Source organism: Modestobacter italicus (assembly GCF_000306785.1).
Taxonomy (GTDB): Bacteria; Actinomycetota; Actinomycetes; order Mycobacteriales; family Geodermatophilaceae; genus Modestobacter; species Modestobacter italicus.
Genome location: NC_017955.1, coordinates 4,671,954 through 4,698,052 on the forward strand (window position 1 = coordinate 4,671,954; position 26,099 = coordinate 4,698,052).

A 26,099-nucleotide genomic window follows, 5' to 3' on the forward strand; every position below is an offset into this window, starting at 1 on the left:
GTCGTCAGGCCACGGCGGGCAGCGACGTCCGCACGGCCACCACCGCCCGCACCGGCACCGCCCGCACCGACCTCACCGCGCCCCGGCGGCGCGGTGCGTCGAGCGGGTGCTCGGCGAGCTCCAGGAAGTCCGCGCCCACCCGGTCGACGGTCCCGGCGAGCACCCCGCCGTCGTCGAGCAGGCAGCTGACCGCCGCCCGGTCCCGGGCCAGCCCCCGCAGCGCACGGCGCAGGTCCAGCCGCCGGGCCACCTCGCCGACCGGGACCGCGGCCGCGGTCACCGTCGCCAGGCCCCCGACGGCGCTCACCGCGCCGGCGGCGACGAGCAGCTCCCGCCCCTGGCCGTCGACGAGCAGCAGCCAGTCCACGCCCACGTCGACCAGCCGTCCGTCGAGCTCGCCCGCGCCCCGGCAGCGCAGCGACAGCTCCTGGCCGAGGGAGCCCCGGAGCCGGTCGGCGAGCAGCACGCTGCCGTGCTCGGCCCGGGCGCGGGACGACGCCTCGGCGAGGTCGGCGGCCGCCTCCTCCGCCGCGGCCTGCGCCTCCAGGTCGGCGAACAGCTGCTCCCAGCGCATGCCGGACAGGCTAGCTCGTCCACAGATCCGTGCATTTGGTTGCGTTTGCTTGCGTTGATGGTGTTTGGTCGTGCTCCGACTGAGGAGGAGGACCCATGACGTTCCGGCGGTGGGCAGCGACGACGGCCCTGATGGGCGGTGCCGCGTGGGCGCTGTGGCTCGTCGGGCCCGGCCTGCTCGAGGTGCGCGACGCCCTCACCGACCCGCAGGGGCTCGTCGACCGGTCCGGTCCCGACGCCCTCGTCCTGGTGTGCGTTCCGCTCCTGGCCTGGCTGTGCTGGGCGTGGGGTGCTCTGGGGCTCCTGCTGACCGCGGCGGCGACGGTGCCGGGCTGGGCCGGCCGGCTCGCCGGTGTGCTGCTGACCGGCGTGCTGCCGGCCGGCGCCCGCCCGGTCGCCGCGGTCGCCCTCGGGGTCGGGCTGAGCACCGCCGCTCCCGTCCTGCTCGCGCCCGTGGCGCTCCCGGCGGTGACCGCCAGCGCCGCGGCGTCCGAGCACCTCGGCGCCGACCCCGACGCGGTCGTCGTCGATCGGCCGGCGGGGACGGCGCCGGTCCCCGACTGGCCGGGGGCACCGCCCGCCGTCCCCGACTGGCCCGGGGTCGGCCCGGAGGAGCACGTCGTGCTGCGCGGGGACTGCCTGTGGGACATCGCGGCCGGCTGGCTGGAGCGCCGGCAGCCGGGTGTCGAGGTGACCGACACCGCTGTCCGGGAGGCCACGCAGGCCTGGTGGCGGGCCAACGCCGCCGTCATCGGCGCCGATCCCGACCTCCTGCTGCCCGGGCAGGTCCTCCGGCCACCCGGCTGAGGCCGACCCCTCCCGTCCGACCATCCGCACCGCACCGCCAGGAGAGCCCGCATGACCGTTCCCGCGCAGCCCGCCGGCACCCCGCAGGACCCTCCCCCGACCGCGCCCGCGCCACGCCCCCGGCTGCGCCTGGTCGTCGTCCCGACACCCGGGCCGGCCCTGCTCGACGAGCGGGCGCCGGTCCACCTCCTGGTGCCCGGTCGTCGCCCCCGCCGCCTCCCGCCGCCACCCGGGCCGCGACCCCGGCTCGACCAGCCGCCCGCCACCGAGACCCCGGACTTCGGCCCGACCTGGTCGCGCCGCAGCGAGCTGCCCGACCCGCAGGCGGTGGGCCGGCGGCTGGTCACCCTGACCCTCGAGGCCTTCGCGGGTCGCCGCCCCGTCGCGCAGCTGAAGCCGCTGGTCAGCCCCGGTCTGTTCACCGCGCTCAGCGAGCGGCGCCGGCCGCGCTGGTGCAGTGAGGGGACCGCGCCGCTGCTGGTCGGTGCCGTGCGGGTGTGCGAGCCGGTGGACGGCGTCGCGGAGGTGAGCGCCGTCGTCCGCCGCGGCGGTCGCGCGCACGCCGTGGCCGCCCGGCTGGAGGGCATCGACGGCCGCTGGCGGTGCACGGCCCTGCAGATCGGCTGAGCCGGGCAGCAGGACGCCCCGCCGACCGGGTGGTCGACGGGGCGTCAGCTGTCAGGACGTCAGTGGCCGGCGGCGCCGTGGCACTGCTTGAACTTCTTGCCGCTGCCGCACGGGCACGGGGCGTTGCGCGGGGTCTCCTTGGTGCCGGTGACCGTCGCGGACTTGGCGGCCTTCGCCCGGCCGCTGTCCTTGGCGGAGGCGTCCAGGCTGGGCGCGCTGTAGCTGAGCTGCGTCTGCTTGGGCGCGTCCAGGCCCTTCACCGCCAGCTCCGGGCCGGTGCCGCTGCCGGTGGGCTCGGCGGCCACCTCGGGTGCCGCCGTGGCCGTCGCGGGAGCCGGCCTGCCGGTGCGCCGGGCCGAGCTCGTCGTCGTCCCGCTGCCGTTCGGCGACGGGACGATCGCCGGAGCGGCAGCCGGCGCGGCCCCGTTGCCGGCGGACGGCGCGGCAGCCGCGGGAGCGGCCGCCTCGGTCGGAGCAGCCGCCTCGGTCGGAGCAGCCGCGGCCTGGGCCGCCGCCGCCCGCGCCGCGGCCTGGCGGGCCAGCACCGCCTGGGTGCCGGCCTGCGCCCGGACCAGCGCCTCGGCCTCGGCCTTGGCCTGCTTCTCGGCAGCCTCGGCCTCCTGCTGCTCCTTGGTCTTCACCTCGAGGTTGAACAGGAAGCCGACGGACTCCTCCTTGATGCCGTCGAGCATCGCGTTGAACATGTCGTAGCCCTCGCGCTGGTACTCCACGACCGGGTCGCGGTTGGCCATCGCGCGCAGGTGGATGCCGGCCCGCAGGTAGTCCATCTCGTACAGGTGCTCGCGCCACTTGCGGTCCAGCACGCTGAGCAGCACCCGCCGCTCCAGCTCGCGCATGACCTCCGCGCCCAGCGTCTCCTCGCGGGTGTCGTAGGCGGCGTGCACGTCGGCGAGCAGCTCGTCCTTCAGCACGTCGGCGGTGAGCGCCGACTGGTCGCCGTCGGCCACCCGGTCGAGCATCTCCTGCTGGTCCAGGCCCACCGGGTACAGCGCCTTGAGCCCGGTCCACAGCAGCTCGAGGTCCCAGTCCTCGGCGTAGCCGGTCTCGGTCGCGCCGTTGACGTAGGCCGCGACGACGTCGTCGACCATCGCCCGGACCTGCACGTGCAGGTCCTCGCCGTCGAGCACCTTGCGGCGCTCGTCGTAGATGACCGTGCGCTGCCGGTTGAGCACCTCGTCGTACTTCAGGACGTCCTTGCGGACCTCGAAGTTCTGCTGCTCCACCTGGGTCTGCGCGGATCGGATCGCCCGGCTGACCATCTTGGACTCGATCGGCTGGTCGTCGGGCACCCGCAGCGTGGTCATCATCGACTCGAGCATCGGGCCGTTGAAGCGCCGCATCAGGTCGTCGCCCAGCGACAGGTAGAAGCGGGACTCACCCGGGTCGCCCTGCCGGCCCGACCGGCCGCGCAGCTGGTTGTCGATCCGCCGGCTCTCGTGGCGCTCGGTGCCCAGCACGTAGAGGCCACCGGCCTCGGTGACCTGGTCGTGCTCGGCCTTGACCTGCGCCTTGGCGGTCGCGAGCGCGTCGTCCCAGGCCGCCTCGTACTCCTCCGGCGTCTCCGCCGGCGACAGCCCCTGGGCGCGCAGCGTCTCGTCGGCGATGAACTCGGCGTTGCCGCCGAGCTGGATGTCGGTGCCGCGGCCGGCCATGTTGGTGGCCACCGTGACCCCGCCCAGCCGGCCGGCCATCGCGATGATCGACGCCTCCCGCGCGTGGTTCTTCGCGTTCAGCACCTCGTGCGGGATGCCCCGCTTGAGCAGGTACTTCGCCAGCACCTCGGACTTCTCGACGCTCGCGGTGCCCACCAGCACCGGCTGGCCGGCCTCGTGCCGCTCGGCGATGTCGTCGACGACGGCGTCGAACTTGGCCTTCTCCGTCTTGTAGATCACGTCGGCGCGGTCCTCGCGGACCATCGGCCGGTTGGTCGGGATCGGGACGACGCCCAGCTTGTAGGTCTGGGAGAGCTCGGCGGCCTCGGTCTGGGCCGTGCCGGTCATCCCCGACAGCTTCTCGTAGAGCCGGAAGTAGTTCTGCAGCGTGATCGTGGCGAGGGTCTGGTTCTCGTCCTTGATCTCCACCTTCTCCTTGGCCTCGATGGCCTGGTGCATGCCCTCGTTGTAGCGGCGACCGGCCAGCACGCGACCGGTGAACTCGTCGACGATGAGCACCTCACCGTTGGTGACGATGTACTGCTGGTCCTTCTTGAACAGCTCCTTGGCCTTCAGGGCGTTGTTCAGGTAGCTGATCAGCGGGGTGTTGGCGGCCTCGTAGAGGTTCTCGATGCCGAGCTGGTCCTCGACGAACTCGACGCCCTCCTCGGTGATGGCGACCGTCCGCTTGGCCTCCTCGACCTCGTAGTGCCGGTCGCGCTTCATCAGCGGGGCGATGCGGGCGAACTCGCCGTACCAGCGGGCGCTGGACTCGGCCGGGCCGCTGATGATCAGCGGGGTGCGCGCCTCGTCGATGAGGATCGAGTCGACCTCGTCGACGATGGCGAACGGGTGGCCGCGCTGCACCAGGTCGGCCTTGCTCCAGGCCATGTTGTCGCGCAGGTAGTCGAAGCCGAACTCGTTGTTCGTCCCGTGCGTGATGTCGGCCAGGTACTGCTCGCGGCGCTGGTCGGGCCGCTGGCCGGAGACGATCGTGCCGATCGACAGCCCGAGGAAGCGCTGCACCCGGCCCATCCACTCGGCGTCGCGCTGGGCCAGGTAGTCGTTGGTGGTGACGACGTGCACGCCGTCGCCGCTCAGCGCGTTGAGGTAGGCCGGCAGCACACCGGTCAGGGTCTTGCCCTCACCGGTCTTCATCTCGGCGATGTTCCCCAGGTGGAGCGCGGCACCGCCCATGAGCTGCACCCGGTAGTGCCGCTGGCCCAGCGTGCGGGTCGAGGCCTCCCGGACGACGGCGAAGGCCTCGGGGAGCAGCTGGTCGAGGGTCTCCCCGTCGCCGTAGCGCTGCTTGAACTCGTCGGTCTTGGCGCGCAGCTCGGCATCGGTCAGGTCGGTGACGTCGACCTCGAGGGCCTCGACCGCGTCGGCGATCTTCGACAACCGACGGACGATCTTGCCCTCACCGGCACGCAGGATCTTCTGGAACACCACGACCCCAGCGTAGGCGGCCCGGCTGGCGAGCGGTCCCGGCGCGGCCGGTGCTCCTGCCGGGATCGGCGGCTCCGTAGCCTCCGCGAGCGTGTCCTCCCCCACCAGCCCCACGTACGGCCCCGGCCTGACGGCCTTCTTCACCGAGCGGCACCTGGCCACCCTGACCACGCTGCGCGCCGACGGGACCCCGCACGTCGTCCCGGTCGGGGTCACCTTCGACCCCGTCACCGGCACCGCGCGGGTGATCACCTCCGGCACGTCGGCGAAGGTGCGGCACGTGCGGGCCGGGCAGGCGCGGGTGGCGGTCTGCCAGGTCGACGGGCGGTGCTGGGCCACGTTGGAGGGGACGGCGGTGGTCCGGGACGACGCCGCCGCGGTGGCCGACGCCGAGGACCGCTACGCCCGCCGCTACCAGCGCCCGCGGGTGAACCCGGCGCGGGTGGTCCTGGAGATCTCGGTGGACCGGGTGCTCGGCAACGCGGAACGCTGGCGGGCCCCCGAGCAGGAGGAGGGCCCGGCGTGAGCGGCATGGACCTCAGCGACATCGACCTGACCACCGAGGTGGTGCGCACCGAGCGGCTGGTGCTGCGCCCGTTCCGCCCGGACGACGTGGACGCGGTGTTCACCGCCTGCCAGGACCCGGACATCGGCCGGTGGATCCCCGGCGGTCGGGACCTCCTACAGCCGCGAGGACGCCGTCTCCTGGGTCACCCGCGAGGCCCCGGGCGAGCGCGCGGCCGGGACCGGGCTGACGGTGGCGATCGAGGCCGACGGCCGCCTCGTCGGTTCGACGGGCGTGCACCGGATCGGGCAACACCCGCTCGGCCCGGAGGTCGGCTACTGGATCGCCCCGCAGGGGCGGGGGCACGGCTATGCGGCCGAGGCGGCGCACGCGATGGCCGAGTGGGCGATCGGACTGGGCGCGCCGCGGGTGTACCTGGTCGCGGACGTGGCGAACACCGGGTCCCAGCACGTCGCCCGGAGGGCCGGGTTCCACCAGGAGGGCGTGCTGCGCTCCTACCTCCACTACCGGGACGGCGGCCTCGCTGACGCCGCGCTGTTCTCCCGGCTGCCCGGCGACTGACGCGAGCGGGAGCATCGACCGAGGCCTGCGAGGGAGGAGCGGACCGGTCGCGGAAGGCGACGCGAGGACACTGGCGACTGACGTGCGGCGAGCCGCCCTCCGCGGTGCGGAGGACGGCTCGCCGGTGTGCTGCCGCGCGCGTCGGGTCAGACGGCGGCGGGCTGCCGCTCCCCGGCCGCGCCGGCCATCGCCGTCGCGGCGGCCGGGGCGGCCCCGTTCCCGGGATCGACCGGGGGACCGAGGCGGATCAGGCCGTAGTCGAAGGCGTGCCGTCGGTAGACCACCGACGGCTGGCCGGTGTCGGCGCAGAGGAACATGAAGAAGTCGTGGCCCACCAGCTCCATCTCGTAGAGGGCCTGGTCGATGTGCATCGGGGTGGCCGGGTGGACCTTCTCCCGGACGATCCGCCCGGGCAGGTGCTCGTCCAGGTCGGTGACCAACGGGCTGTCGGCGGAGCCGGGGTCCCCGGCCAGCGCGGGTTCCGGGGCGCTGCTCACCCCGGCGGTCAGGTCGTCGGCGGGCACCACCGGTGGGGTGGGCTCGGGGACGGGGGCGGCGTCGATCCGCACGCTCGGCGGGGTGTGCCGACCGTGGTGGACGCGGCGGCGGTCGTTCGCCCGCCGCATCCGGCTCTCCAGCTTCCCCGCCGCCAGTTCCAGGGCGGCGTAGAAGTCCGGGGCAGAGGCCTCCGCACGGGCCACCGGCCCCTTGCCGCGGAGGGTGATCTCCACGCGCTGGCAGTTGGCCGCCTGCCGCGGGTTCTTCTCGTGCAGCAGCTCGACGTCTATGCGGATGACCTTGCTGTCGAAGCGTTCGAGCTGGCCGACCTTGTCCTCCACATGGGTGCGGAAGTGCTCGGGCACCTCGACGTTCCGACCTCGGACGACGATCTCCATCAGACCTCCCGGTTGAGCGGGCTGTGATCCAGCCGACGCTAGACGCGTTGGTGGAGTCCCGACAGTGGGAGCGCGTCATCGCAGGTCCACCTCCTGTTCACGGACGGTGAACCCGCCGCGCAGCGCACCCGGCGCGCTGCGGCGCGGCTGCCGCGGGGTGGCCGCGACGACCGCGGCCAGCACCCTTTGGTGCCCGGCCGCGCGCAGCGCCCGGGCGGCCTCGGTCAGCGTCGCCCCGCTGGTCACGACGTCGTCCACCAGCACCACCCGGGCGCCCGGTGCGGGACGCGCGCGGTACCGCCCGGCCAGGTTCGCCCGGCGCTGGACGGCGTCCAGCCCGGCCGAGTCGCGCACCCGGCGGCTCCCGGCCCGGCTCACCAGCGGCGCCGGGTGGGCCGGCACCCCGGCGGCCCGCAGCTCGGCCGCGGCGACGTCGGCGAGCTCCCGCACGTGGTCCCGGCCGCGGCGGCGCACCGCCGCCGCCGCGCTCGGCACCGGCACGAGCAGCACCGGCCCGCCTCCGCCGTCCGGGACCCCGAGCAGCACGGCGGCGACCGCCAGGCCGAGCGCCGTCCCCAGCGGACCGGCCAGCTCGGCCCGCCCGTGCTCCTTGAACGCGATCACCGCCGGCTGCACCGGACCGGCGTAGGCGCCGGCCGCCACGGTCGGCGGGAAGCCCGGCGGGTGGCGCCGCGGCTGGGCCAGCCGGGGCCGGGTCAGCAGCGTGCGGCAACGGCGGCACAGCACGGCGCCCGGCAGGGCGCAGCCGGCGCAGGTGCGCGGCAGCACCAGGTCGGCCAGCGCCCGCCCACCGGCCCGCAGGACCGCCGGGGGCTGCTGCCGCACGCCGTCCACGCTGCCCGTCCCGGCGGGCCCGGCCACCGGTCCGGGCCCACCCGGGGACGGGTGCCCCGGCTGGGGACGACGGCCGGCGGCCCGCCGGTCACATCGGGTAGAAGGGGGCCGTCCCGGGGAGGGGCTCCTGGCCGCGCACCAGCGTCACCCAGTTGCCGCCGGCGAGGGTCCACATCGTGCCGTTGGCGCTCACCAGCGGCTGCCGGCCCGGTGCCGCGGCCACGGCGGTCGGCTGCCCGGGCAGGCCCGAGGTGGTGTTGGTGGACAGCTCCCAGCCGTCGACCCCGACGGTGTACGGCACGGTGCGCTCGGTGCTCGGGTCGCCGGCGAGCAGCATGAGCAGCCCCGCGTTCCGCCACGCCACGTCGACGACCTGCTCCACCGTGGGCGCGATCGAGCGCAGGTCGCGCACGCTCACCGCGTCGTCGTCCCGGACGACGGTGCCGACGTAGACCTGCCCGCCCTGGGCGCCCTGCAGGACCACGGCCGCGCGGACGCCGTCCGGGGAGAGCTGGAACTGCGTCGCCCGGCCCAGGCCGGCCAGGGTGGTGGCGCTGACCGACTGGGCGGGCCCCCCGGAGGGCAGCCGCACCACGTCGGTGCCGTTGCGGACCGTCCACACCTCCGAGCGGGTGCCCGCCACCGTCGGGTCGGTGAAGCTCGCCCCGGACAGGGCCGGGGTGAGGTCGCCGCCGTAGGTGCCGGCGAGCAGGGTGGCCGGGTCGCCCGCGGGCGACACGATCGACGACACCCCGGCCATGAAGCCCAGCTGGCTGGTGCGGGCGTCGACGGTCACCGCGGCGGCCACCAGGCCGTACACCCCGGCGCCGGCCGGCCCGGGCGGGGTGCCGCCGTCGCTGGCCAGCCGGAGCCCACCGCCGGTGAGGTAGTGGCCGACCGCGCCGATGGGGGCGACGTCGGGGTCCAGCGCGACCCAGTCCGCGGTGCTCTGCGCGTCCGGGACGTCCGGCAGGTCGAGGCCCTGCCCGTCGCGCAGCACCCGGACGGTGTTGACGTCCAGCTGCGACAGCGACCAGGTCAGCTGGGCCGAGGCCGCCGCCAGGGTGGCGTCGGAGACGTCGGCGGGGAAGCTCAGGTCGACCGTCGCCGTGGTGTCGGTGACGCTGACCGTGCTGCGCAGCTGGGCGCCGGACAGCGGGTTCACCACGCCGGCCGCGAGCAGCGGCGAGGCGCCCTCGAGCAGCCGGGTGACCAGCGTGTTGGGCTGCGCCTCACCGCTGACCAGGTAGCGCGGGTCGGGGACGACGCGGGTCCCGGTGGGGTCGAGGAAGTAGGCGTCGACCTGCTCGTACGTGCGCGCGAAGTCCGGCTCCAGGAGGAGCAGCCCCTCGGGCGGGTCGGTGATCCGCCACTCGCCGGACTCGTCGGAGAGCGTGAAGGTGCGGGTGTAGACCGACCCGGTGCCCACGATGAACACGCCGCGCTCGTCGACGGTGCCGACCAGGGTGCCGGTCACCACCACGGTGCCCGGCTGGGACTGCACCGGGGCGTAGTCCTGGCTGATCACGGTCACGCCGTCGCTGTCGGACCAGTTCGTGGCGGCGTCGGCGGCCAGGTACTGGCGGGCGACCGGGTGGTTGCGCACCGCGCTGGCGCTGGCGTCGATGAAGCCGCGGACGACCTCCTCCGGGGCCGCGCCGGCCTCCGGCGCCAACGGCTCCAGGCGGACGTCGTCGTCGCTGGGCTGGGCCACCTGGGTGATCCGGATGGCCGCGGACTCGGTGGGCACGGTGCTGCAGCCGGCGAGCAGCGCGGCCAGGACCAGGGCGAGGAGCGCGGCCGGGGTGCGCCGCGGGGAGCGGGTCATGCCCGCGGCCCGAGGAACGGCGGCCGCAGCGGCAGCGGTGAGCTGGTCAGCTCGCCGCCGGCGGTCATCGGCAGGGTGAGCCGGAACTGGGCGCCCTCGCCGGGCAGCCCCCAGACCTGCAGCCAGCCGCCGTGCAGGCGGGCGTCCTCCAGGCTGATCGACAGCCCCAGCCCGCTGCCGCCGACCGAGCGGACCCGGGCCGGGTCGGCCCGCCAGAAGCGGTCGAAGACGTGCTGGGCGTCGGCGGGGGTCAGCCCGATGCCGTGGTCGCGCACGGTGATGGCCACCGCGCTGCTCGAGGCGGCGAGGGTGATCTCGACCGGCTTGCCGGCGCCGTGCTCGATGGCGTTGCCGACCAGGTTGCGCAGCACCCGCTCGACCCGCCGTCCGTCGACCTCGGCGATCACCGACGTCGGCGGGACGGTCACCTGCAGCGCGCAGCCGAGCCGTTCGGCCAGCGCGGTCATCCCCTCGACCACCCGTTCCACCACGGGCACCAGGTCCTGCGGCTCGGGGTCGAGGGTGGCGGCGCCGGCGTCGTAGCGGCTGATCTCCAGCAGGTCCGACAGCAGGCCCTCGAACCGGTCGAGCTCGGCGCGCAGCAGCTCCGCGGACCGGGCGACCGCCGGGTCGAACTCCTCGCGCGCCTCGTGCAGCACGGCCGCGGCCATCTGCACGGTGGTCAGCGGGGTGCGCAGCTCGTGGGAGACGTCGGAGGTGAACCGCTGCTGCAGCTGGGAGAGCTCCTCCAGCTGGGTGATCTGCTTCTGCAGGCTGTCGGCCATCGCGTTGAAGCTGGTGGCCAGCCGGGCCAGGTCGTCCTCCCCGCGCACGACCAGCCGTTCCTCCAGGTGCCCGTCGGCCAGCCGCTGGGCGCTGCCGGCCGCCCGGCGCACCGGGTCGACCACCAGCCGGGTCACCAGCACACCGATGCCGGCGACGAACAGCGTCAGCACCGCGCAGGTGATCAGGACGGTGCTGCGGATCCCCTCGAGGCTCTGCTGCTCCTGCTCCAGCGGGAAGGCGAAGTACACCTCGACCCGGTCCCCGCTCTGGCCCTCGGTGGGCACCGGGGCACCCACCAGCAGCGTCGGCACCGGCTGCCCGGTGGCGTCGGGCACCAGGGCGTACCGGTAGGCCTGCGAGCCCTCGGCCACCTCGGCGCGCAGGTCGGCGGGGATCGCCGGGTAGACGTCGCGCCGGCTGGCGGCCGGTCGCTCCGCGTCGCCGGAGAGGTAGACCATGACGACGTCGAAGTCACCGGCCGCGCCGCCCCGGGACTGCAGGTTCTGCACCGTCCGGGACAGCGTGGAGCGGATGCTGGCCGAGTCGCTGGTGGCGATGCCGCTGACCTCGGACTGGGCGTACTGCACGCCGGCCAGCGACTGGTCGACGGCGGCGCGCATCTTGGCGCCGAGCAGCTGGTCGCTGATCTGCCGGAACAGCACCAGGCTGACGATCACCACCATGACGCCGGCCACCAGCATGGTGATCGCGCCGACGCGCAGCTGCAGCGAGGACCGCCAGGCGTGCAGCCCGCGGCGGACGGCGCGTGCGGTCACCACGAGCACCCGCCGGCGGGTGCGGCGCAGCCGACGGCGGACCCCGGACCGCAGCTGGGCCTGCGACCGACGGGCCCGGTCCGGGGCCCTCCCGGCGGGCGGGGGGACCCGGGGACCCTCGGGGGCGCCGGCCTGGTCGACCGGCGGCGGTCCGGTCGTGGTGCTCACGACCGGACGGGCTGCCCGCTCACGGGACCCACCGGAGGTGTGCCGCTCACGGGGGACCGGCCTTGTAGCCGACGCCGCGCACCGTCAGCACGACCTCGGGCTTCTCCGGGTCGCGCTCGACCTTGGCCCGCAGCCGCTGCACGTGCACGTTGACCAGCCGGGTGTCGGCGGCGTGCCGGTAGCCCCACACCTGCTCGAGCAGCAGCTCGCGGGTGAACACCTGCCGCGGCTTCCGCGCGAGCGCGACCAGCAGGTCGAACTCCAGCGGGGTGAGGGCGATCGGGGCGCCGTCCCGGGTGACCTGGTGGGCCGGGACGTCGATCTGCACGTCACCGATGGCCAGGCTCTCCGCCTGCCCGTTCTCCCCGCGGCGCAGCTGGGCGCGTACCCGGGCGACGAGCTCGACCGGCTTGAACGGCTTGGTGACGTAGTCGTCGGCGCCGGCCTCCAGCCCCTGGACGATGTCGATGGTGTCGCCCTTGGCGGTGAGCATCACGATCGGCACGGTCGACTGGGTGCGGATGTCGGCGCAGATCTGCAGCCCGTTGCGCCCGGGCAGCATCAGGTCCAGCAGCACCAGGTCGGGCCGCAGCTGCTGGAAGGTCGCCACCGCCCGGGCGCCGTCGGAGACAAACGCCGGTTCGTAGCCCTCCCGGCGCAGCACGATGCCCAACATCTCGGCGAGGGCGGCGTCGTCGTCGACGACGAGGACGCGGCCGCGGGTGGCGCCTTGACTGGGCGCGGAAGGTGGCACGCCGCCATTGTGCGCGATCACGACCAGATCACGACCCGCCCCGCCCGGGGGAATCCCTCGGGCGGGGCGGAGGTGACGTGCTGGAACGGCCTGGCCGCAGGGACCCGCGGCGCGCGGAGCGTGTCGTGGGGGGCGGCCAGGTCCTTCTAGTAGCGGTAGTGGTCGCTCTTGTAGGGGCCCTCGACCGGGACGCCGAGGTAGTCGGCCTGCACCTTGGTCAGCTCGGTCAGCTTGACCCCGAGCGCGTCCAGGTGGAGCCGGGCCACGTGCTCGTCGAGCTTCTTCGGCAGCACGGTGACGCCGGGGGTCTGGCCCTCGTAGGCGGCCCGGTTGTTCCACAGCTCGATCTGGGCGAGCGTCTGGTTGGAGAACGACGCGCTCATGACGAAGCTGGGGTGCCCGGTGGCGTTGCCCAGGTTCAGCAGCCGCCCCTCGGAGAGCACGATGATCGTGTGGCCGTCGGCGAACCGCCACTCGTCGACCTGCGGCTTGATGTTCGTCTTCGTGACGCCGGGGGTCCGCGCCAGGCCGGCCATGTCGATCTCGTTGTCGAAGTGGCCGATGTTGCCGATGATCGCCTGGTGCTTGGTCGAGGCCAGCTGCTCGGCGGAGATGATGTCCTTGTTGCCGGTCGCGGTGATGATGATGTCGGCCTTGCCGATCACCTCGTCGAGGGTGGTCACCTCGTAGCCGTGCATGGCCGCCTGCAGCGCGTTGATCGGGTCGATCTCGGTGACGATGACCCGGGCGCCCTGGCCGCGCAGCGAGTCCGCGCTGCCCTTGCCGACGTCGCCGTAGCCGCAGACGACGGCGACCTTGCCGCCGATCATCACGTCGGTGCCGCGGTTGATGCCGTCGATCAGCGAGTGCCGCACGCCGTAGAGGTTGTCGAACTTGCTCTTGGTGACCGAGTCGTTGACGTTGATCGCCGGGAACAGCAGCCGGCCGTCGCGGGCGAGCTCGTAGAGCCGCAGCACGCCGGTCGTGGTCTCCTCGGTGACGCCCTTGATGCCCTGGCCGATCCGGGTCCAGCGCTGCGGGTCCTCGCCCAGGCTGCTGCGCAGCACGTCGAGGATGACGCCGTACTCCTCGGAGTCGGCGTCGGTGGTGTCGGGGACGACGCCGTCGGCCTCGAAGCGGGTGCCCAGGTGCACCAGCAGGGTCGCGTCCCCGCCGTCGTCGAGCAGCATGTTGGGGCCGATGACGTCGCCGTCGTCGTCGGTGAACTCGAACAGCCGCTGGGTGCACCACCAGTACTCCGGCAGCGTCTCGCCCTTCCAGGCGAAGACCGGGACGCCGGTGGGCTCCTCGGCGGTGCCCTCGCCGACGACGATCGCCGCGGCGGCGTGGTCCTGGGTGGAGAAGATGTTGCAGCTGACCCAGCGGACGTCGGCGCCCAGCGCGGTCAGCGTCTCGATGAGGACGGCGGTCTGCACCGTCATGTGCAGCGAGCCGGCGATGCGGGCGCCGGCGAGCGGCTGCGCGTCGCCGTACTCCTCGCGCAGCGCCATCAGGCCCGGCATCTCGTGCTCGGCGAGGGAGATCTCCTTGCGGCCGAAGCCGGCCAGGGAGAGGTCGGCGACCTTGAAGTCGCCGTCGGTCAGTACGCGGGTGCCAGTGCTGGCGGTCATGTCGCTCCAGTGTCCGGCCCGGCCCCGGGTGGGCGGGCGCTGTCGGTCGCTGAGATCTGAGCGAGCATGCCGAGGCTTCGGCGGGGCTCGTGCCGTCCCCACGGTACCGCTGCGCCCAGGGTGACCGCTGGCACGGCCACCCGCCCCGGAGGGCGGCCGTCAGTGGACGGCGGTGGTGGTGCGGAAGAGCAGCGCGGGACCCCGCGCGGTCACCGGTCGCCCGGCCGGCACGAAGGCCGACGCGCCCCGCTCGAGCACGATCTCGCCGTCGGAGGCGGTCAGCACGGCGGTGCCCTCGGCGCAGAGCAGCACCTGCGGCCCGCTGGTGGTCAGCACGCCCGGGTCGACGTCGACCTGCACCCGGGTGAGGTCGAAGTCCTCGACCGGGACCGGGTAGCGCAGCCCGCCGCGGCCGAGGACCGGGTGCAGCACGGGCACCTTGCCGTCGGTGAAGTCCAGCACCTCGATGAGGGCGGCGAGGTCGACGTGCTTGCTGGTCAGGCCGCCGCGGAGGACGTTGTCCGAGCTGGCCATGACCTCCACCCCGGCGCCGCACAGGTAGGCGTGCAGGTTGCCGGCGGGGAGGAACACCGCCTCACCGGGGGCGAGCCGGAGGTGGTTGCACATCAGCGAGATCACCACGCCGGGGTCGCCGGGGTAGGTGTCGGCCAGGCTGGCCGCCCAGCGGTAGGTGTTGATGAACTCCGGGTCGTGCGCGGCGACGAACGCCGCGGCCTTGTCGGCGACGCCGCGCACCAGCGACTGCCGCCGCCGGGCCGACAGCGCCAGCAGCTGCGGGATGGCCGCGCGCAGCCCGCCGCGGGCCAGCGCCGCGATCGTCGGCTTGAGCTCGGGCAGCTGCAGCTTGGCCAGGCAGTGCAGCGACTCCTCGACCGGCCGGAAGCCGCAGAGCGCCTCGACCTCGGTGATCGCGACCAGGATCTCCGGCTTGTGGTACGGGTCCTTGAAGGTGCGGGTGGGGTCGATGTTCGGGATCCCGGCCGCCTCCTCGGCGGCGTACCCGGCCTCGGCCTGCGCGGTGGTCGGGTGCGCCTGCAGCGACAGCGGCCGGTCGGCGGCCAGCACCTTCATCAGGAACGGCAGCCGGGGGCCGAACCGCTCGTGCACCGACGCGCCGAGCAGCCCGTCCGGGTCCGCGGCGATCGCCGCGTCCAGGCCGGTGCCGTCGGCCAGCACGCTCGGTGCGTCGGGGTGCGCGCCCATCCAGAGCTCGGCGTAGGGCTGGTCGGCCGGTGACGGGAGACCGAGCAGCTCGGGGATGACGGTGTGGCTGCCCCAGGGGTAGTGCCGCACGGGGCTCTTGAGCTGCCACATCAGAGCTGAGGCTACCGGCGTGGAGGTCACGCGTCCGATGGTCGTGCACTCGGGGCCGTCGTGGGAGCCCTCCGGAGGTCTTTCACCCGGCCGGGGCAATCGCCTCGGCGGGTGACGTGCCGCTGCGCCGGATGTCCGGCTCCAGGTAGATGACCCGGGCGATCGGCACCGCCGCACGCACCCGCACCTCGGCCTCGTCGATGGCCCGGGCCACCGCGGCCGCCGAGTCGTCGTGCCGGACGGCGATCTTGGCGGCGACCAGCAGCTCCTCCGGCCCGAGGTGCTGGGTGCGCATGTGGATCACCGACTCGACGCCCTCGCCGGCGGTGAGGGCCTCGACGATCCGCCGCCGGGCGTCGGGGGTCGCCGACTCCCCCAGCAGCAGGCTCTTCGTCTCCACGGCGAGGACGAAGGCCACCGCGATCAGCAGCAGCCCGATGGCGATCGTGGCCAGCCCGTCGAAGACCACGTTGCCGGTGACCGAGGACAGCCCGACCCCGAGCAGGGCCAGCACCAGACCGGTCAGCGCCGCGGTGTCCTCCAGCAGGACGACGGGCAGTTCGGGCGCGCGGGCGTGCCGGATGAAGGCCCAGTAGCTCTCCCCCGGCGCGCGGACGGCGTTGGTCTCCTTCACCGCGGTGCGCAGCGAGAAGCTCTCCAGGCCGATCGCGACGACCAGGACGCCGATCGCGACGATCGTCGACTCCTACTCCTCGGGGTGCTGCAGCTTCTGCACGCCTTGGTACACCGCGAACAGGCCACCGACGCTGAACAGCACGATCGCCACGATGAAGCTGTAGATGTAGCGGTCGCGGCCGAAGCCGAACGGATGGTCCGGCGTCGCCGCCCGCTTGGCGCGCTTGCCGCCGACGAGCAGCAGCACCTGGTTGCCCGAGTCGGCGAGGGAGTGGATCGCCTCGGCCAGCATCGACGAGGCGCCGGTGATGAGGAAGGCGACGAACTTCGCGATCGCGATGCCGATGTTGGCGGCGAGCGCGGCCAGGATGGCGGTGGTGCCGCCACCGTGGCCGCCGGACTCCTCGGACCGCTCGGCAGGGCTGGTCTGTGCGGTGGCTGTGGATTCGCTCATGGCCGGTCCATCATGGCTGCAGGGAGCGCTCGTGGTCCAACGCGAGCGCGAGGTAGACGGCGCTGAAGTCGGCGACCGCCAGCTGCCGGGCGAGCCGGGCCAGCCGCGGGTACCGCTCGGGCTCGCCGTGGTCGGCGAGCCCGCTGACCGGCACGTTCGAGTCGGCGGCGATCCGCAGCAGCTCGGCCATCGCCTCACCGGCCGACCGCGGCTCGCGCTCACCGCCGTCGTGCGCGGCGGCGTCGGCGTCCCGGATGGTGATCAGCCGCAGCCGGCGCCCGGTGTCGTCGGTCCGGTCCCGGAAGAAGTCGTCCTGGCCGGCCTCGGGGGCGAGCGGCCCGGCCAGCACGGTGCGCGCGGCCACCCGCTGGTCGGGCAGCCGGAAGGTACTGGCGGGCAGGCCGGCGAGGGTGGCCAGCTGGTCGGCGACCCGGCCGGCGGCGGCCCCGGCGAGCGGGCCCTCCGCGGCGATGACCGGCAGCGCGTCGAGCAGCTCGAGCGCCAGCGTCTTCGCCGGGTTGACGAAGGACTCCTTGGCCGGTCCGCAGTCGGCGGCGATCTCGTCGAGCGCGGCGGCCACCGCCTCGGTGTCGGCGGCGTCCGCGGGCAGCAGCCCGAGCTCGGTGGCCAGCAGCAGCATCGGGGTGAGCAGCGACCACAGCGTCGCGTGCCGCACCCGGGAGGGGGGCAGCGGCACGTACGGCGCCCGGGCGCTGGCGCACGCGGCGTGCAGCGGCGCGCCCTCGGCGCCGATGCCGACCACCGCCACACCGCGGCGGGCCGCCTCGTAGGCGGGTGCGACCGCGTACCGGCCGGCGCCGGTGCGGGTGGCGATGACGGCGACGTCGGAGGGCCCCATCCACACCGGCAGCGCCGGGCCGGGGACGACGTCCACGGTCACCGGGCTGGCCGGCCCGAGCAGCGCGCGCAGCACCGCGGCGGCCACCGCGCCCTCCCGCCGGGCCACGATGACCAGCCCGCGCGGGCGGCCGCCGGAGGTGGCCCGGGCGAGCCCGGCCTCCTCGGTCAGCCGGGCGGTCTCCCGTACCTGCGGACCGGCGCCGGCGACCGCGGGGAGCAGCCCGCGGGGGTCGCGGGCGCGCAGCAGCTCGACGTCGTCCAGGACCTCCTCGGCCAGCTCCGGCGACGTCATGCCGGTCGCTGCCGGGCCTCGTCGAGCAGCAGCACCGGGATGCCGTCGCGGACCGGGAAGGCCCGCCGGCAGGTCGGGCACACCAGCTCACTGGCCTCGACGTCGACGGTCAGCGCGGTGTGGTGGGTGTCCGGGCAGGCCAGGATGTCCAGCAGGGCGGGGTCGATGCCCAGCGTCTGCGGTCCGGCCGTGCGGGTGTCCTCGGTCATGCTCGCACCATCTCCAGCACCTCGTCGCGCAGCCCGGCCATCCGGGCCGCGTCCGGCGCCTCGACGTTGAGCCGCAGCAGCGGCTCGGTGTTGCTCGCCCGCAGGTTGAACCACGCGCCGTCGGGCAGCGACACGGTCAGCCCGTCGAGCTCGTCGAAGGTGACGCCCTCGACACGACCGTAGGTCTCCCGGACCGCAGCCACCCGCCCGGCCTGGTCGGTGACGGTCGAGTTGATCTCCCCGGAGGCGGCGTACCGCTCGTACCGGGCGCTGATCTCCGACAGCGTGCGCGGCTGCTCGCCCAGGGCGGCCAGCACGTGCATGGCGGCCAGCATCCCGGTGTCGGCCCGCCAGAAGTCGCGGAAGTAATAGTGCGCGGAGTGCTCGCCGCCGAAGACGGCGTCGGTGCGGGCCATCTCGGCCTTGATGAACGAGTGCCCGACCCGGGTGCGCACCGGCTCCCCGCCGTTCTCGCGGACGATCTCCGGCACGGCCCGGGAGGTGATCAGGTTGTGGATGATCGTCGTCCCGGTGCCCTTGGCGAGCTCCCGGACGGCGACCAGGGCGGTGATCGCCGAGGGGCTGACCGGCTCGCCGCGCTCGTCGATGATGAAGCAGCGGTCGGCGTCGCCGTCGAAGGCCAGCCCGATGTCGGCACCGTGCTCGACCACGCCTGCCTGCAGGTCGACCAGGTTCGCCGGGTCCAGGGGGTTGGCCTCGTGGTTGGGGAAGGAGCCGTCGAGCTCGAAGTACATCGGCACGACCTCCAGCGGCAGGCCGGCGAGCACGACCGGCACGGTGAACCCGCCCATGCCGTTGCCCGCGTCGACGACGACCTTGAGCGGCCGGATGCCGGAGAGGTCGACCAGGCCGCGCAGGTAGGCCGCGTACTCGGCGACGAGGTCCCGGCTGGACACGGTGCCCAGCCGCTCCGGCGTCCGGCCGAAGACGGCGGAGCCGTCGACGAGCTGCTCGGCCCACTCGCGGATCTGCACCAGCCCGGAGTCCTGGCCGATCGGCGCGGCGCCGGCCCGGCACAGCTTGATGCCGTTGTACTGCGCCGGGTTGTGGCTGGCGGTGAACATCGCGCCCGGCACGCCCAGCGACCCGGCGGCGAAGTAGAGCATGTCGGTGGACCCGAGCCCGGCCTCCACGACATCGATGCCGCGGGACAGCACGCCCTCGGCGAAGGCCCGGGACAGCGGCACCGACGAGTCGCGCATGTCGTGCGCGGTGACCACGGCGCCCGCGCCGGTCTCCTCGTGCACGAACTCGGCGAAGGCGGCCCCGATGGCGCGGGCCACGTCCTCGTCCCACTGCTCGGGGACCAGACCCCGGACGTCGTAGGCCTTGATGATCGACGACAGGTCGGACAAGCAGCTCACCCTCGCACTCGCGGTCCCCGCTGCCCGAACGGCTGCGGCGGGACGACACTAACGGCGCGCGCGGCCCCCCTGTAGGGACCCGACCCGAGCGAGCGAGGGTCGGGGGGCAGGGGGGTCCTTCCTCAGGGGAGGTTGGGCAGGATCCGCAGGTGCCCGCGGCGGGTGCCGCTGCCGTCGTCCGCCGGGTCGCGCATCGGCTCGGGACGGGCCGCCTCACGCACCGCGTCGGCCAGCGCCAGCAGGTCGTCGCCGGTCGGGCCGAGGTCCTCGGAGTCGATCTCGTGGCGCACGACCTCCCAGCCGCGCGGCACGGTCAGCCGCTCGGCGTGGAACTCGCACAGGTCGTAGCTGTGCGGCTCGGAGTAGGTCGCCAACGGGCCGACGACGGCCGTGGACTCTGCGTAGACGTAGGTCAGGGTCGCCGCTGCCGGTTGCGCGCAGCCGCTGCGCGAGCAGCGACGTGACTGCCTCACCACCGGTTCCTCACGCTTGGCACACTAACCCCGCGCCCGCGCATCCGGGAGGAGGCGCACCGGGACGCGCCCGCGTTCCCGCGCGTTCCGCAGCGAGCCCCAGGAGGCACCCGTGGCACCGACCGACGGCACCGTGCTGGTGCTCGGCGGGCGCAGCGAGATCGGCCTGGAGCTGGCCGAGCGGCTGGTCCGCCGCGGTGCGCGGCACGTCTGCCTGGCCGCGCGGCGCAGCGCCGGGCTGGACGCCGAGGAGGCCCGGTTGCGCGCGGCCGGGGCCACCTCCGTCACCCGGCTGGAGTTCGACGCCGACGACCTCGCCGCCCACGAGCGGGTGCTCACCGACGCGCTCGCCGCGCAGCCGCCGGTGTCGGTCGCCGTCCTCGCCTTCGGGGTGCTCGGGGACCAGGCCCGCGCGGAGGACGACGCCGCGCACGCCGTCGCCGTGGTCACCACCGACTACCTCGCCCAGGTCTCGGTGCTCACCCACCTCGCCCGGCTGATGCGCGCCCAGGGCCACGGCCGGCTCGTCGTCTTCTCCTCGGTCGCCGGGGTCCGGGTGCGCCGGGCGAACTACGTGTACGGCTCGGCGAAGGCCGGCCTCGACGGCTTCGCCAGCGGGCTGGCCGATGCCCTGCACGGCTCCGGCGTGCGCCTGCTGCTGGTGCGGCCCGGGTTCGTGGTCGGCCGGATGACCGAGGGCATGTCCCCGGCACCGCTGTCGAGCACCCCGGCGCAGGTCGCCGAGGCGGTCGCGGACGCGCTGGACCGGGACCGGGACGTCGTCTGGGTGCCCGGGGCGCTGCGCCCGGTGTTCGCGGTGATGCGGCTGCTGCCCCGCGCGGTGTGGCGCCGGATGCCCCGGTGACGCCGCCGTCCCGGTGCCGCCCCGGCCGGGCCGCCGCCGGCCCGGCCAGGCCGTAGGCTCCAGCCGCGATGGACCGTCTCCCTGCCCGCACCCGGCGCGACCGGCACGGCCGTGGCCTGCGCGGCCGCCTCGTCCCGCCGACCGTGCCGCTGTCCCGCAGCCGCGCCGAGCAGTTCGACGACCTGGTGCTCGACGCCGTCGAGGACCTGGAGCGGCGCTGGGAGCGGGAGCTGGCCGGCGTCGAGTTCGCCGTCGAGGACGTGCCGTGGGTCGACCACACCAGCCCCGACGAGGTGGTGCTGGACGCCGACGTGCTGGAGGACGGCAGCGTGCCGCTGGCCCGGGTGCTGCCCGCCCACCGGGAGGGCGGCAAGGAGCACCCCGCACGGATCGTCGTCTACCGCCGGCCGCTGGAGATCCGCGCGGCCGACCGCGACGACCTGGCCGACCTCGTCCGCGACGTCGTCGTCGACCAGGTCGCGGTGCTGCTGGGGCGGGACCCCGAGGAGATCGACCCCACCGCCTGACGGAGGGCCGCTCCGGGGGGTCACCGGGTGGTGACTGCCATGCTGGACGCCGATGAGCGCAGCTGACGAGACGCCCACCGGGCGCCGCACCGGCCGACGGCGGTGGTGGACGGGGGCCGCGGTCGGCGCCGCCGTCCTGCTGGTCGGGCTGGCGGCGCTCGCGCTGCTGCCGCGGACGGCGAGCGCCACCGCGAGCCTGACGGTCACCCCGCGCACGGAGGCCGGCGCGGACGCGGCCCTGCTGCTCGCCGACCGCTACACCGCCCTGGCCGGCTCGACCGCCACGCTGCGAACAGCCCGGGAGGGCACCCCCGCACTGGCCGACGTCCGGCTGGACGACCTGGCCGAGGGCACCCGGGTCACCCGGGTCGACGGCGCCACCGTCGCGGTGCGGGTGACCCTCGCCGACCGCGCCACCGCCGCGGCCGCGGCCAACGCGGTGGTGGACACGCTGGTCGCGGCGGGCGGCGACGAGGACCTCGTCGACGTCGGCCGCGGCGCGGAGGCAATGGCCTCGCGCGCCGTGACCTCCCCCGACGTGCCCCGGTGGTCGGTCGTCGCGCTGCTGGTCGCCGCGGCGTGCGGCCTGGCCGCCGCGGCCCTGGCCGGGACCGGCGGTCGCCGCAGCGCGGCCCCCCCGGCGGCCGCTCCCCCGGCGCCGGTCGACGACCTGCCCGGGTTCCTCGAGCACCCGCCCGGCGCGTCTCCCGCCCCGCGTGCCACGCCGGCGCGGGCCGCGGCGACCGAGACACCGGCCCCGGCACCCGGTGCGACGGCGCTGCTCACCCGGCCCGCTGCCACGGTGGCGACGGTCGCGTCGGTGGTGGTCCTGGTCGGCGTCGCGGCCCTGGTCGGGGCGACCGGGGGGCGCTCCGGCGACGACCCCGCCGGCCCCGGCCGCCCGGTCAGCGCCACCCGGCCGGCGGCGACCGCCCCGCCGGGGACGACCGCGCCGAGCGCCCCGGCACCGGCCGCAGATCCCGCCGCGGCCGCCCTGGCGTTCGAGTCGGTGCCGCTGGGCCGGAGCGGGGTGGCCGCCAGCGTGGCGTTCGAGGGGGTCGTCCTGGAGCCGCGCGCCGTCGGGCTGACCGTCACCTACCCCAGCGTCAGCGTCACCACCGACGGACGCCGGTCGCTGGCGCACGTCCGGCTGCCGACCTTCAACTGCCTCACCGCCGAGCCGCCGGCCGACCCGGTCGCCGCGGGGTGCGCGCGGTCGCTCACCGAGTACGCCGACCTCGCCGACCCCGGCCTGCAGCTCTCCCGGGACGGCGACCGGGTCGACCTGACCGGCCGGTTCGCCACCTACACCCGGCCCAACGGCAGCGCGCCGGCCTACACCGGCCGGGCCTACCAGCTCACCGTGGCGGTCTCCGCTGCGGGACCGGCCGCAGCCGCCGGCGCCCCGGTCCCGGCGACCGGCGTGGTGCAGCTCGGTGCGGACAGCGCACCCACCACGGCCGACCGCGGGGTCAACGTGCTGCAGCTGCCCGGCTGACTAGCCGGACAGCTGGCGGGCGGCGCCGCGCCGGCCGAGCCGGCGCAGGCCGGCTGCGGCGGTGAGCGCCACGGTCGGCGAGCCGAGCTCGCGCCGCAGCCCGCCGACGTCGCTCGACCCCCACCACGGCCACCGGTCCTCCCCGGTCGGACGGCGGTCCAGCAGCGTGAGCAGGACGGCGGCCGGCCCGTGGGGCCCCGCGACCCACGCCACCTCCAGCTGGCCGATCGCCGCGTGCAGCCGGGCCGCGGCGCGCACGAAGGTCCGCCGGCGGTCGGGGACCCGGGCCAGCACGGCGGGCAGCCGGCGCTCGACCTCGGCGGGGTCGCGGGTGCGGTGCACCTCGGCGACGGTGTCCAGCTCGTCGACCAGCCGGCGGCTGCGGCTGGTGGCCAGCGACGAGTCGGGCAGCGCGGCGGCGAGCCGGCGCAGCGTGGGGTCGCCCAGCGGCAGGCCGGCCAGCTGCAGCGTCCACGGGCCGCGCAGGCCGTCGAGGAGGTCGGCGACCCCGTCGGCGAGCCGACCGGCCACGTCGTCGTCCCGGGCGTACAGCCGGCCGGTCGGCCGGCCACCGGGCAGCGGACCGGGGTCGGCACCGAGCAGGGTGACCGCCGTCGCCGGACCGCGCCGCCGGTAGGACAGCAGGGCGAGCCCGTCGACGCGGGGACCTGCCCCCTCGACCACCACCGCGCGGGTGAACACCGGCGACAACGGCCGGGCGGGCTGCACGTTCAGGACCGCGGTCAGCCACGGCCCGGAGGCGGGGACGGGGGCGGCCAGGTCAGCCATCAGCGGCGCGGCGGCGCGGATCTCGCGGACCACGCGGGCCCGACCGTCGACGACCCGGGTGGACACGGGACCAGTCGACCACATCCGGGCGGCCGCCCTACGCGGTGGTCGGCCCGCTCACGGGCCGGCGCCTCGTTGCGCCGACCGTGCTGAGGGAGGGGACGAGCAGAGGATCAGGTGACGCGATGGCGCTTCTTCAGACGGCGCGGCGGCGGAGGCGGCGGCGCTCACGCTCGGACAGGCCGCCCCAGATGCCGAAGCGCTCGTCGTTGGACAGCGCGTACTCCAGGCACTCGGTGCGCACCTCGCAGCCGGTGCAGATCTTCTTGGCCTCGCGGGTCGAGCCGCCCTTCTCGGGGAAGAACGCCTCGGGGTCGGTCTCGGCGCACAGCGCCTGCTCCTGCCAGCCCTGGTCGTCGGCGTCCATGCCCGGGAAGCCGGCGTCGAAGGTCGCGGCCTTGCCGAGCACGTCCGCCCCGTAGGCGGCCGGGGCCGCCCCTGCTGCTGCGCTCTTGTACTCGCTCAACCACGACACCTCGGCCATCACGTTGCGTCCCCTCGCTCCGTCACGGTGCCCGCCCCGGGCTGTTCCAGGACTGCCAGCGCCTGATGACAATGTCGGAATTACACGCGTGTCGTTGAGTCGAGGTCAAGTCGGGTCGGTGTAACGAGCGACCCCATCTGCCCCACCCGTCACAACATGTACTGATGTGGTGACAGGCGACCTCGACACGCCGTCTATCACAGCACCATCTGCCGAGGTCGCCGGGCGTGTTTCGGCGAGATCGGCAACTGCACATCCGGTGCACAGTGCACATCTGACGATCAGGCACCATGGTGGCGTGCACATCGTCGTTCTGGCCGGGGGCGTCGGCGGCGCCAGGTTCCTCCGTGGCGTGCTCGCTGCAGTCCCTGCAGCCGAGGTCACCGCCGTGGTCAACACCGGCGACGACGTCACGCTGCACGGCCTGCGCATCTGCCCCGACCTGGACACCGTCATGTACACGCTCGGTGACGGGATCGACGAGGAGCGCGGCTGGGGCCGCCGCGGCGAGAGCTGGACGGTCAAGGACGAGCTGGCCGCCTACGGCGCGGAGCCGACCTGGTTCGGGCTCGGCGACCGCGACCTCGCCACCCACCTGGTCCGCACCCGGATGCTCGACGCCGGGTACCCGCTCTCCGACGTGACCGCCGCGCTCGCCGAGCGCTGGCAGCCCGGGGTGCGGCTGCTGCCGATGAGCGACCAGCGGGTCGAGACCCACGTCGTCGTCACCGACCCCGGCACGGGCCGTCCGCAGGCCATCCACTTCCAGGAGTGGTGGGTGCGGCACCGCGCCGCCCTCGACGCGCAGGCCTTCGTCCAGGTCGGGGTGGACGACGCCCGCCCGGGCCCCGGCGTGGTCGAGGCGCTCACCTCCGCCGACGCCGTGCTGTTCGCCCCGTCCAACCCCGTCGTGTCGATCGGCACCGTGCTCGGCGTGCCGGGCATCCGGGACGCCGTCCGGGCCGCCGCCGGCCGGGTGGTCGGGGTCTCCCCCATCGTCGAGGGCGCGGCGCTGCGCGGCATGGCCGACCGCTGCCTGCCCGTGGTCGGGGTCGAGGTCAGCGCCGAGGGCGTCGGCCGGCACTACGGCGCCCGGTCGGCCGACGGCGTCCTGGACGCGTGGCTGGTGCACACCGGGGACCAGGCGTCCGTGCCCGGGGTCGACGTCCGCGCCGTCCCGCTGCTGATGAGCGACCCGGAGGCGACCCGGGCGCTGGCCCGCGCCGCGCTCGACGCCGCCGGTGTCTGAGCCGCCGGCCGGCATCTCGGTCCACCCGGTGCCGGGGCTGCCGGAGTTCGGCCCCGGTGACGACCTGGCCGGGGCGCTCGCCGGCGCGGCCCCGTGGCTGGCCGACGGCGACGTGCTGGTGGTCACCTCGAAGGTCGTGGCCAAGGTCGAGGGCGCCCTCGTCCGGGTCGAGCCCGGCACCGACCGGGAAGCCGCCCGGCAGCGGGCCATCGACGCCGAGACGGTCCGCGTGGTCGCCCGCCGCGGACCGCTGCGGATCGTGGAGACCCGGCACGGCTGGGTGGTGGCCGCCGCCGGCATCGACGCCTCCAACGTCGCCAGCGACGCGCTGGTCCTGCTGCCCGAGGACGCCGACGCCTCCGCCCGGCTGCTCCGCGCCCGGCTCCGCGAACTGCTCGGCGTCACGGTCGGCGTCGTGGTCAGCGACACCTTCGGCCGGCCCTGGCGGGACGGCGTCAGCGACGTGGCGATCGGCGCCGCCGGGCTGCCCGCGCTGGTCGACCACCGCGGCGCCGTCGACGCCCACGGCAACCGGCTGGAGACCACCCAGGTGGCCGTGGTCGACGAGCTGGCCGCGGCCGGCGACCTGGTGAAGGGCAAGCTCGCCGGGCTGCCGGTGGCGGTCGTCCGCGGCCTGGCCCTCCCTGCCCCGGACCCCGACCCCGGCACCCGGCCGCTGGTCCGGCTGGGCCCGGGCGACCTGTTCAGCGCCGGCACCCGCGACGTCGTCGCCGGCCGCGCGCCGGCCGACCGGCTCACCGCCCGGGCCGGCGCCCTGGCCGCGGCCACCGACGCGTTCCGGGTCGCCGTGGCCGCGCTGCCCGAGTTCCCCGTCGTCTTCCGCTACGGACCCGAGGAGGACGGCGACGACGGCGACGTGATCGACGTCCACCTCGCCGAGCCGGTGACCCCCCGGGCCGCCCTCGCCGTCGGCGCGATCGTCGGTGCGGCGCTGGTCCAGCTCTCCGCCGAGGGCTGGGCGACCCGCTGGCAGCCGGTGGCCACCCTGGGCGGCAGCGGGCTGGTCGGCCGGCTGCGGATGGGCGCCTCCCCCGCCTGAGGGGGCGTCCTG

The 26,099-nt window shown here is 75.2% G+C and carries 23 protein-coding genes and 2 pseudogenes; 9 read left to right on the forward strand and 16 right to left on the reverse strand.

From position 1 onward, the window contains the following. Positions 1 to 4 precede the first annotated feature (4 nt). Entirely contained in the window at positions 5 to 574 is a 570-nt protein-coding gene (locus MODMU_RS22120; RefSeq protein ID WP_014742618.1) for a hypothetical protein, read from the reverse strand. 95 nt (positions 575 to 669) lie between these two features. Between MODMU_RS22120 and MODMU_RS22125 the strand changes: the two genes are divergently transcribed. Together MODMU_RS22125 and MODMU_RS22130 are read left to right on the forward strand one after the other, a co-directional pair. After that, entirely contained in the window at positions 670 to 1,380 is a 711-nt protein-coding gene (locus tag MODMU_RS22125; protein ID WP_014742619.1) for a LysM peptidoglycan-binding domain-containing protein, read from the forward strand. A 51-nt stretch (positions 1,381 to 1,431) separates the two neighbouring features. Continuing rightward, a complete protein-coding gene (locus tag MODMU_RS22130) occupies positions 1,432 to 2,007 on the forward strand; it encodes an Rv3235 family protein (RefSeq protein WP_014742620.1) in 576 nt (191 codons plus the stop codon). Positions 2,008 to 2,066: 59 nt separating this feature from the next. On the opposite strand, the gene secA is transcribed toward MODMU_RS22130, so the two are convergent. Continuing rightward, positions 2,067 to 5,132 (reverse strand): preprotein translocase subunit SecA, encoded by a 3,066-nt coding sequence (secA, locus tag MODMU_RS22135; protein ID WP_014742621.1) that lies wholly within the window; start codon positions 5,130 to 5,132, stop codon positions 2,067 to 2,069. Positions 5,133 to 5,220: 88 nt separating this feature from the next. On the opposite strand from secA, the gene MODMU_RS22140 reads away from it, so the two are divergent. Both MODMU_RS22140 and MODMU_RS27345 read left to right on the forward strand, forming a co-directional pair. After that, positions 5,221 to 5,655 (forward strand): TIGR03618 family F420-dependent PPOX class oxidoreductase, encoded by a 435-nt coding sequence (locus MODMU_RS22140; RefSeq protein ID WP_014742622.1) that lies wholly within the window; start codon positions 5,221 to 5,223, stop codon positions 5,653 to 5,655. A gap of 156 nt (positions 5,656 to 5,811) precedes the next feature. Further along, a pseudogene (locus MODMU_RS27345) lies at positions 5,812 to 6,216 on the forward strand (GNAT family N-acetyltransferase); the annotation flags it as partial. A gap of 146 nt (positions 6,217 to 6,362) precedes the next feature. On the opposite strand, the gene hpf reads toward MODMU_RS27345, so the two are convergent. From hpf to MODMU_RS22205, 12 genes and pseudogenes are all read right to left on the reverse strand, one after another. Further along, positions 6,363 to 7,112 carry a ribosome hibernation-promoting factor, HPF/YfiA family gene (gene hpf / locus MODMU_RS22150; protein WP_014742625.1) on the reverse strand — a complete coding sequence of 250 codons (750 nt, stop codon included), beginning with the start codon at positions 7,110 to 7,112 and terminating at the stop codon, positions 6,363 to 6,365. Between the two features lie 75 nt (positions 7,113 to 7,187). Next, positions 7,188 to 7,958, reverse strand: coding sequence for a ComF family protein (locus MODMU_RS22155; RefSeq protein ID WP_231851703.1), 771 nt, complete (start codon positions 7,956 to 7,958; stop codon positions 7,188 to 7,190). A 97-nt stretch (positions 7,959 to 8,055) separates the two neighbouring features. Next, positions 8,056 to 9,795 carry an LpqB family beta-propeller domain-containing protein gene (locus MODMU_RS22160; protein WP_014742627.1) on the reverse strand — a complete coding sequence of 580 codons (1,740 nt, stop codon included), beginning with the start codon at positions 9,793 to 9,795 and terminating at the stop codon, positions 8,056 to 8,058. Beyond that, entirely contained in the window at positions 9,792 to 11,525 is a 1,734-nt protein-coding gene (mtrB, locus tag MODMU_RS22165; protein ID WP_014742628.1) for an MtrAB system histidine kinase MtrB, read from the reverse strand. Before mtrB ends, MODMU_RS22160 begins: the two co-directional genes overlap by 4 nt. A gap of 46 nt (positions 11,526 to 11,571) precedes the next feature. Then, positions 11,572 to 12,279 carry an MtrAB system response regulator MtrA gene (mtrA, locus tag MODMU_RS22170; RefSeq protein ID WP_014742629.1) on the reverse strand — a complete coding sequence of 236 codons (708 nt, stop codon included), beginning with the start codon at positions 12,277 to 12,279 and terminating at the stop codon, positions 11,572 to 11,574. 146 nt (positions 12,280 to 12,425) lie between these two features. Further along, the gene (gene ahcY, locus MODMU_RS22175; RefSeq protein WP_014742630.1) at positions 12,426 to 13,910 is read right to left on the reverse strand and encodes an adenosylhomocysteinase; all 1,485 of its coding nucleotides are present in this window, start codon (positions 13,908 to 13,910) and stop codon (positions 12,426 to 12,428) included. A gap of 159 nt (positions 13,911 to 14,069) precedes the next feature. Beyond that, a complete protein-coding gene (manA, locus tag MODMU_RS22180; protein ID WP_014742631.1) occupies positions 14,070 to 15,245 on the reverse strand; it encodes a mannose-6-phosphate isomerase, class I in 1,176 nt (391 codons plus the stop codon). Positions 15,246 to 15,327: 82 nt separating this feature from the next. Further along, positions 15,328 to 16,335: pseudogene (locus MODMU_RS30220) on the reverse strand (cation diffusion facilitator family transporter). 10 nt (positions 16,336 to 16,345) lie between these two features. Next, positions 16,346 to 17,488 (reverse strand): SIS domain-containing protein, encoded by a 1,143-nt coding sequence (locus MODMU_RS22190; RefSeq protein WP_014742634.1) that lies wholly within the window; start codon positions 17,486 to 17,488, stop codon positions 16,346 to 16,348. Continuing rightward, positions 17,485 to 17,697, reverse strand: a complete 213-nt coding sequence (locus tag MODMU_RS22195) for a Trm112 family protein (RefSeq protein ID WP_014742635.1) — start codon at positions 17,695 to 17,697, stop codon at positions 17,485 to 17,487. The genes MODMU_RS22190 and MODMU_RS22195 overlap by 4 nt, the downstream gene beginning before the upstream one ends. Continuing rightward, positions 17,694 to 19,073 carry a phosphomannomutase/phosphoglucomutase gene (locus MODMU_RS22200; protein WP_014742636.1) on the reverse strand — a complete coding sequence of 460 codons (1,380 nt, stop codon included), beginning with the start codon at positions 19,071 to 19,073 and terminating at the stop codon, positions 17,694 to 17,696. Before MODMU_RS22200 ends, MODMU_RS22195 begins: the two co-directional genes overlap by 4 nt. 131 nt (positions 19,074 to 19,204) lie before the next feature. Next, positions 19,205 to 19,555: a DUF3499 domain-containing protein gene (locus tag MODMU_RS22205; protein WP_026844685.1), complete on the reverse strand. Its 351-nt coding sequence runs from the start codon at positions 19,553 to 19,555 to the stop codon at positions 19,205 to 19,207. 112 nt (positions 19,556 to 19,667) lie between these two features. Between MODMU_RS22205 and dprE2 the strand changes: the two genes are divergently transcribed. From dprE2 to MODMU_RS22220, 3 genes are all read left to right on the forward strand, one after another. Next, complete coding sequence (dprE2, locus tag MODMU_RS22210; RefSeq protein WP_014742638.1) at positions 19,668 to 20,420, forward strand: decaprenylphospho-beta-D-erythro-pentofuranosid-2-ulose 2-reductase; 753 nt, start codon at positions 19,668 to 19,670, stop codon at positions 20,418 to 20,420. A gap of 68 nt (positions 20,421 to 20,488) precedes the next feature. Further along, the gene (locus tag MODMU_RS22215; protein WP_014742639.1) at positions 20,489 to 20,947 is read left to right on the forward strand and encodes a metallopeptidase family protein; all 459 of its coding nucleotides are present in this window, start codon (positions 20,489 to 20,491) and stop codon (positions 20,945 to 20,947) included. A gap of 52 nt (positions 20,948 to 20,999) precedes the next feature. After that, on the forward strand, positions 21,000 to 22,445 hold the full coding sequence (locus MODMU_RS22220) for a hypothetical protein (RefSeq protein WP_014742640.1): 1,446 nt from the start codon (positions 21,000 to 21,002) through the stop codon (positions 22,443 to 22,445). Here MODMU_RS22220 and MODMU_RS22225 read toward each other — a convergent pair whose 3' ends face one another. Together MODMU_RS22225 and MODMU_RS22230 are read right to left on the reverse strand one after the other, a co-directional pair. Then, positions 22,446 to 23,300 carry a GNAT family N-acetyltransferase gene (locus MODMU_RS22225; RefSeq protein ID WP_014742641.1) on the reverse strand — a complete coding sequence of 285 codons (855 nt, stop codon included), beginning with the start codon at positions 23,298 to 23,300 and terminating at the stop codon, positions 22,446 to 22,448. 130 nt (positions 23,301 to 23,430) lie between these two features. Next, positions 23,431 to 23,778 (reverse strand): WhiB family transcriptional regulator, encoded by a 348-nt coding sequence (locus tag MODMU_RS22230; protein ID WP_041797454.1) that lies wholly within the window; start codon positions 23,776 to 23,778, stop codon positions 23,431 to 23,433. A 298-nt stretch (positions 23,779 to 24,076) separates the two neighbouring features. On the opposite strand from MODMU_RS22230, the gene cofD reads away from it, so the two are divergent. Then, positions 24,077 to 25,027 carry a 2-phospho-L-lactate transferase gene (gene cofD / locus MODMU_RS22235; RefSeq protein ID WP_014742643.1) on the forward strand — a complete coding sequence of 317 codons (951 nt, stop codon included), beginning with the start codon at positions 24,077 to 24,079 and terminating at the stop codon, positions 25,025 to 25,027. Beyond that, positions 25,020 to 26,087 (forward strand): coenzyme F420-0:L-glutamate ligase, encoded by a 1,068-nt coding sequence (locus MODMU_RS22240; RefSeq protein ID WP_014742644.1) that lies wholly within the window; start codon positions 25,020 to 25,022, stop codon positions 26,085 to 26,087. Before cofD ends, MODMU_RS22240 begins: the two co-directional genes overlap by 8 nt. Positions 26,088 to 26,099 lie beyond the last annotated feature (12 nt).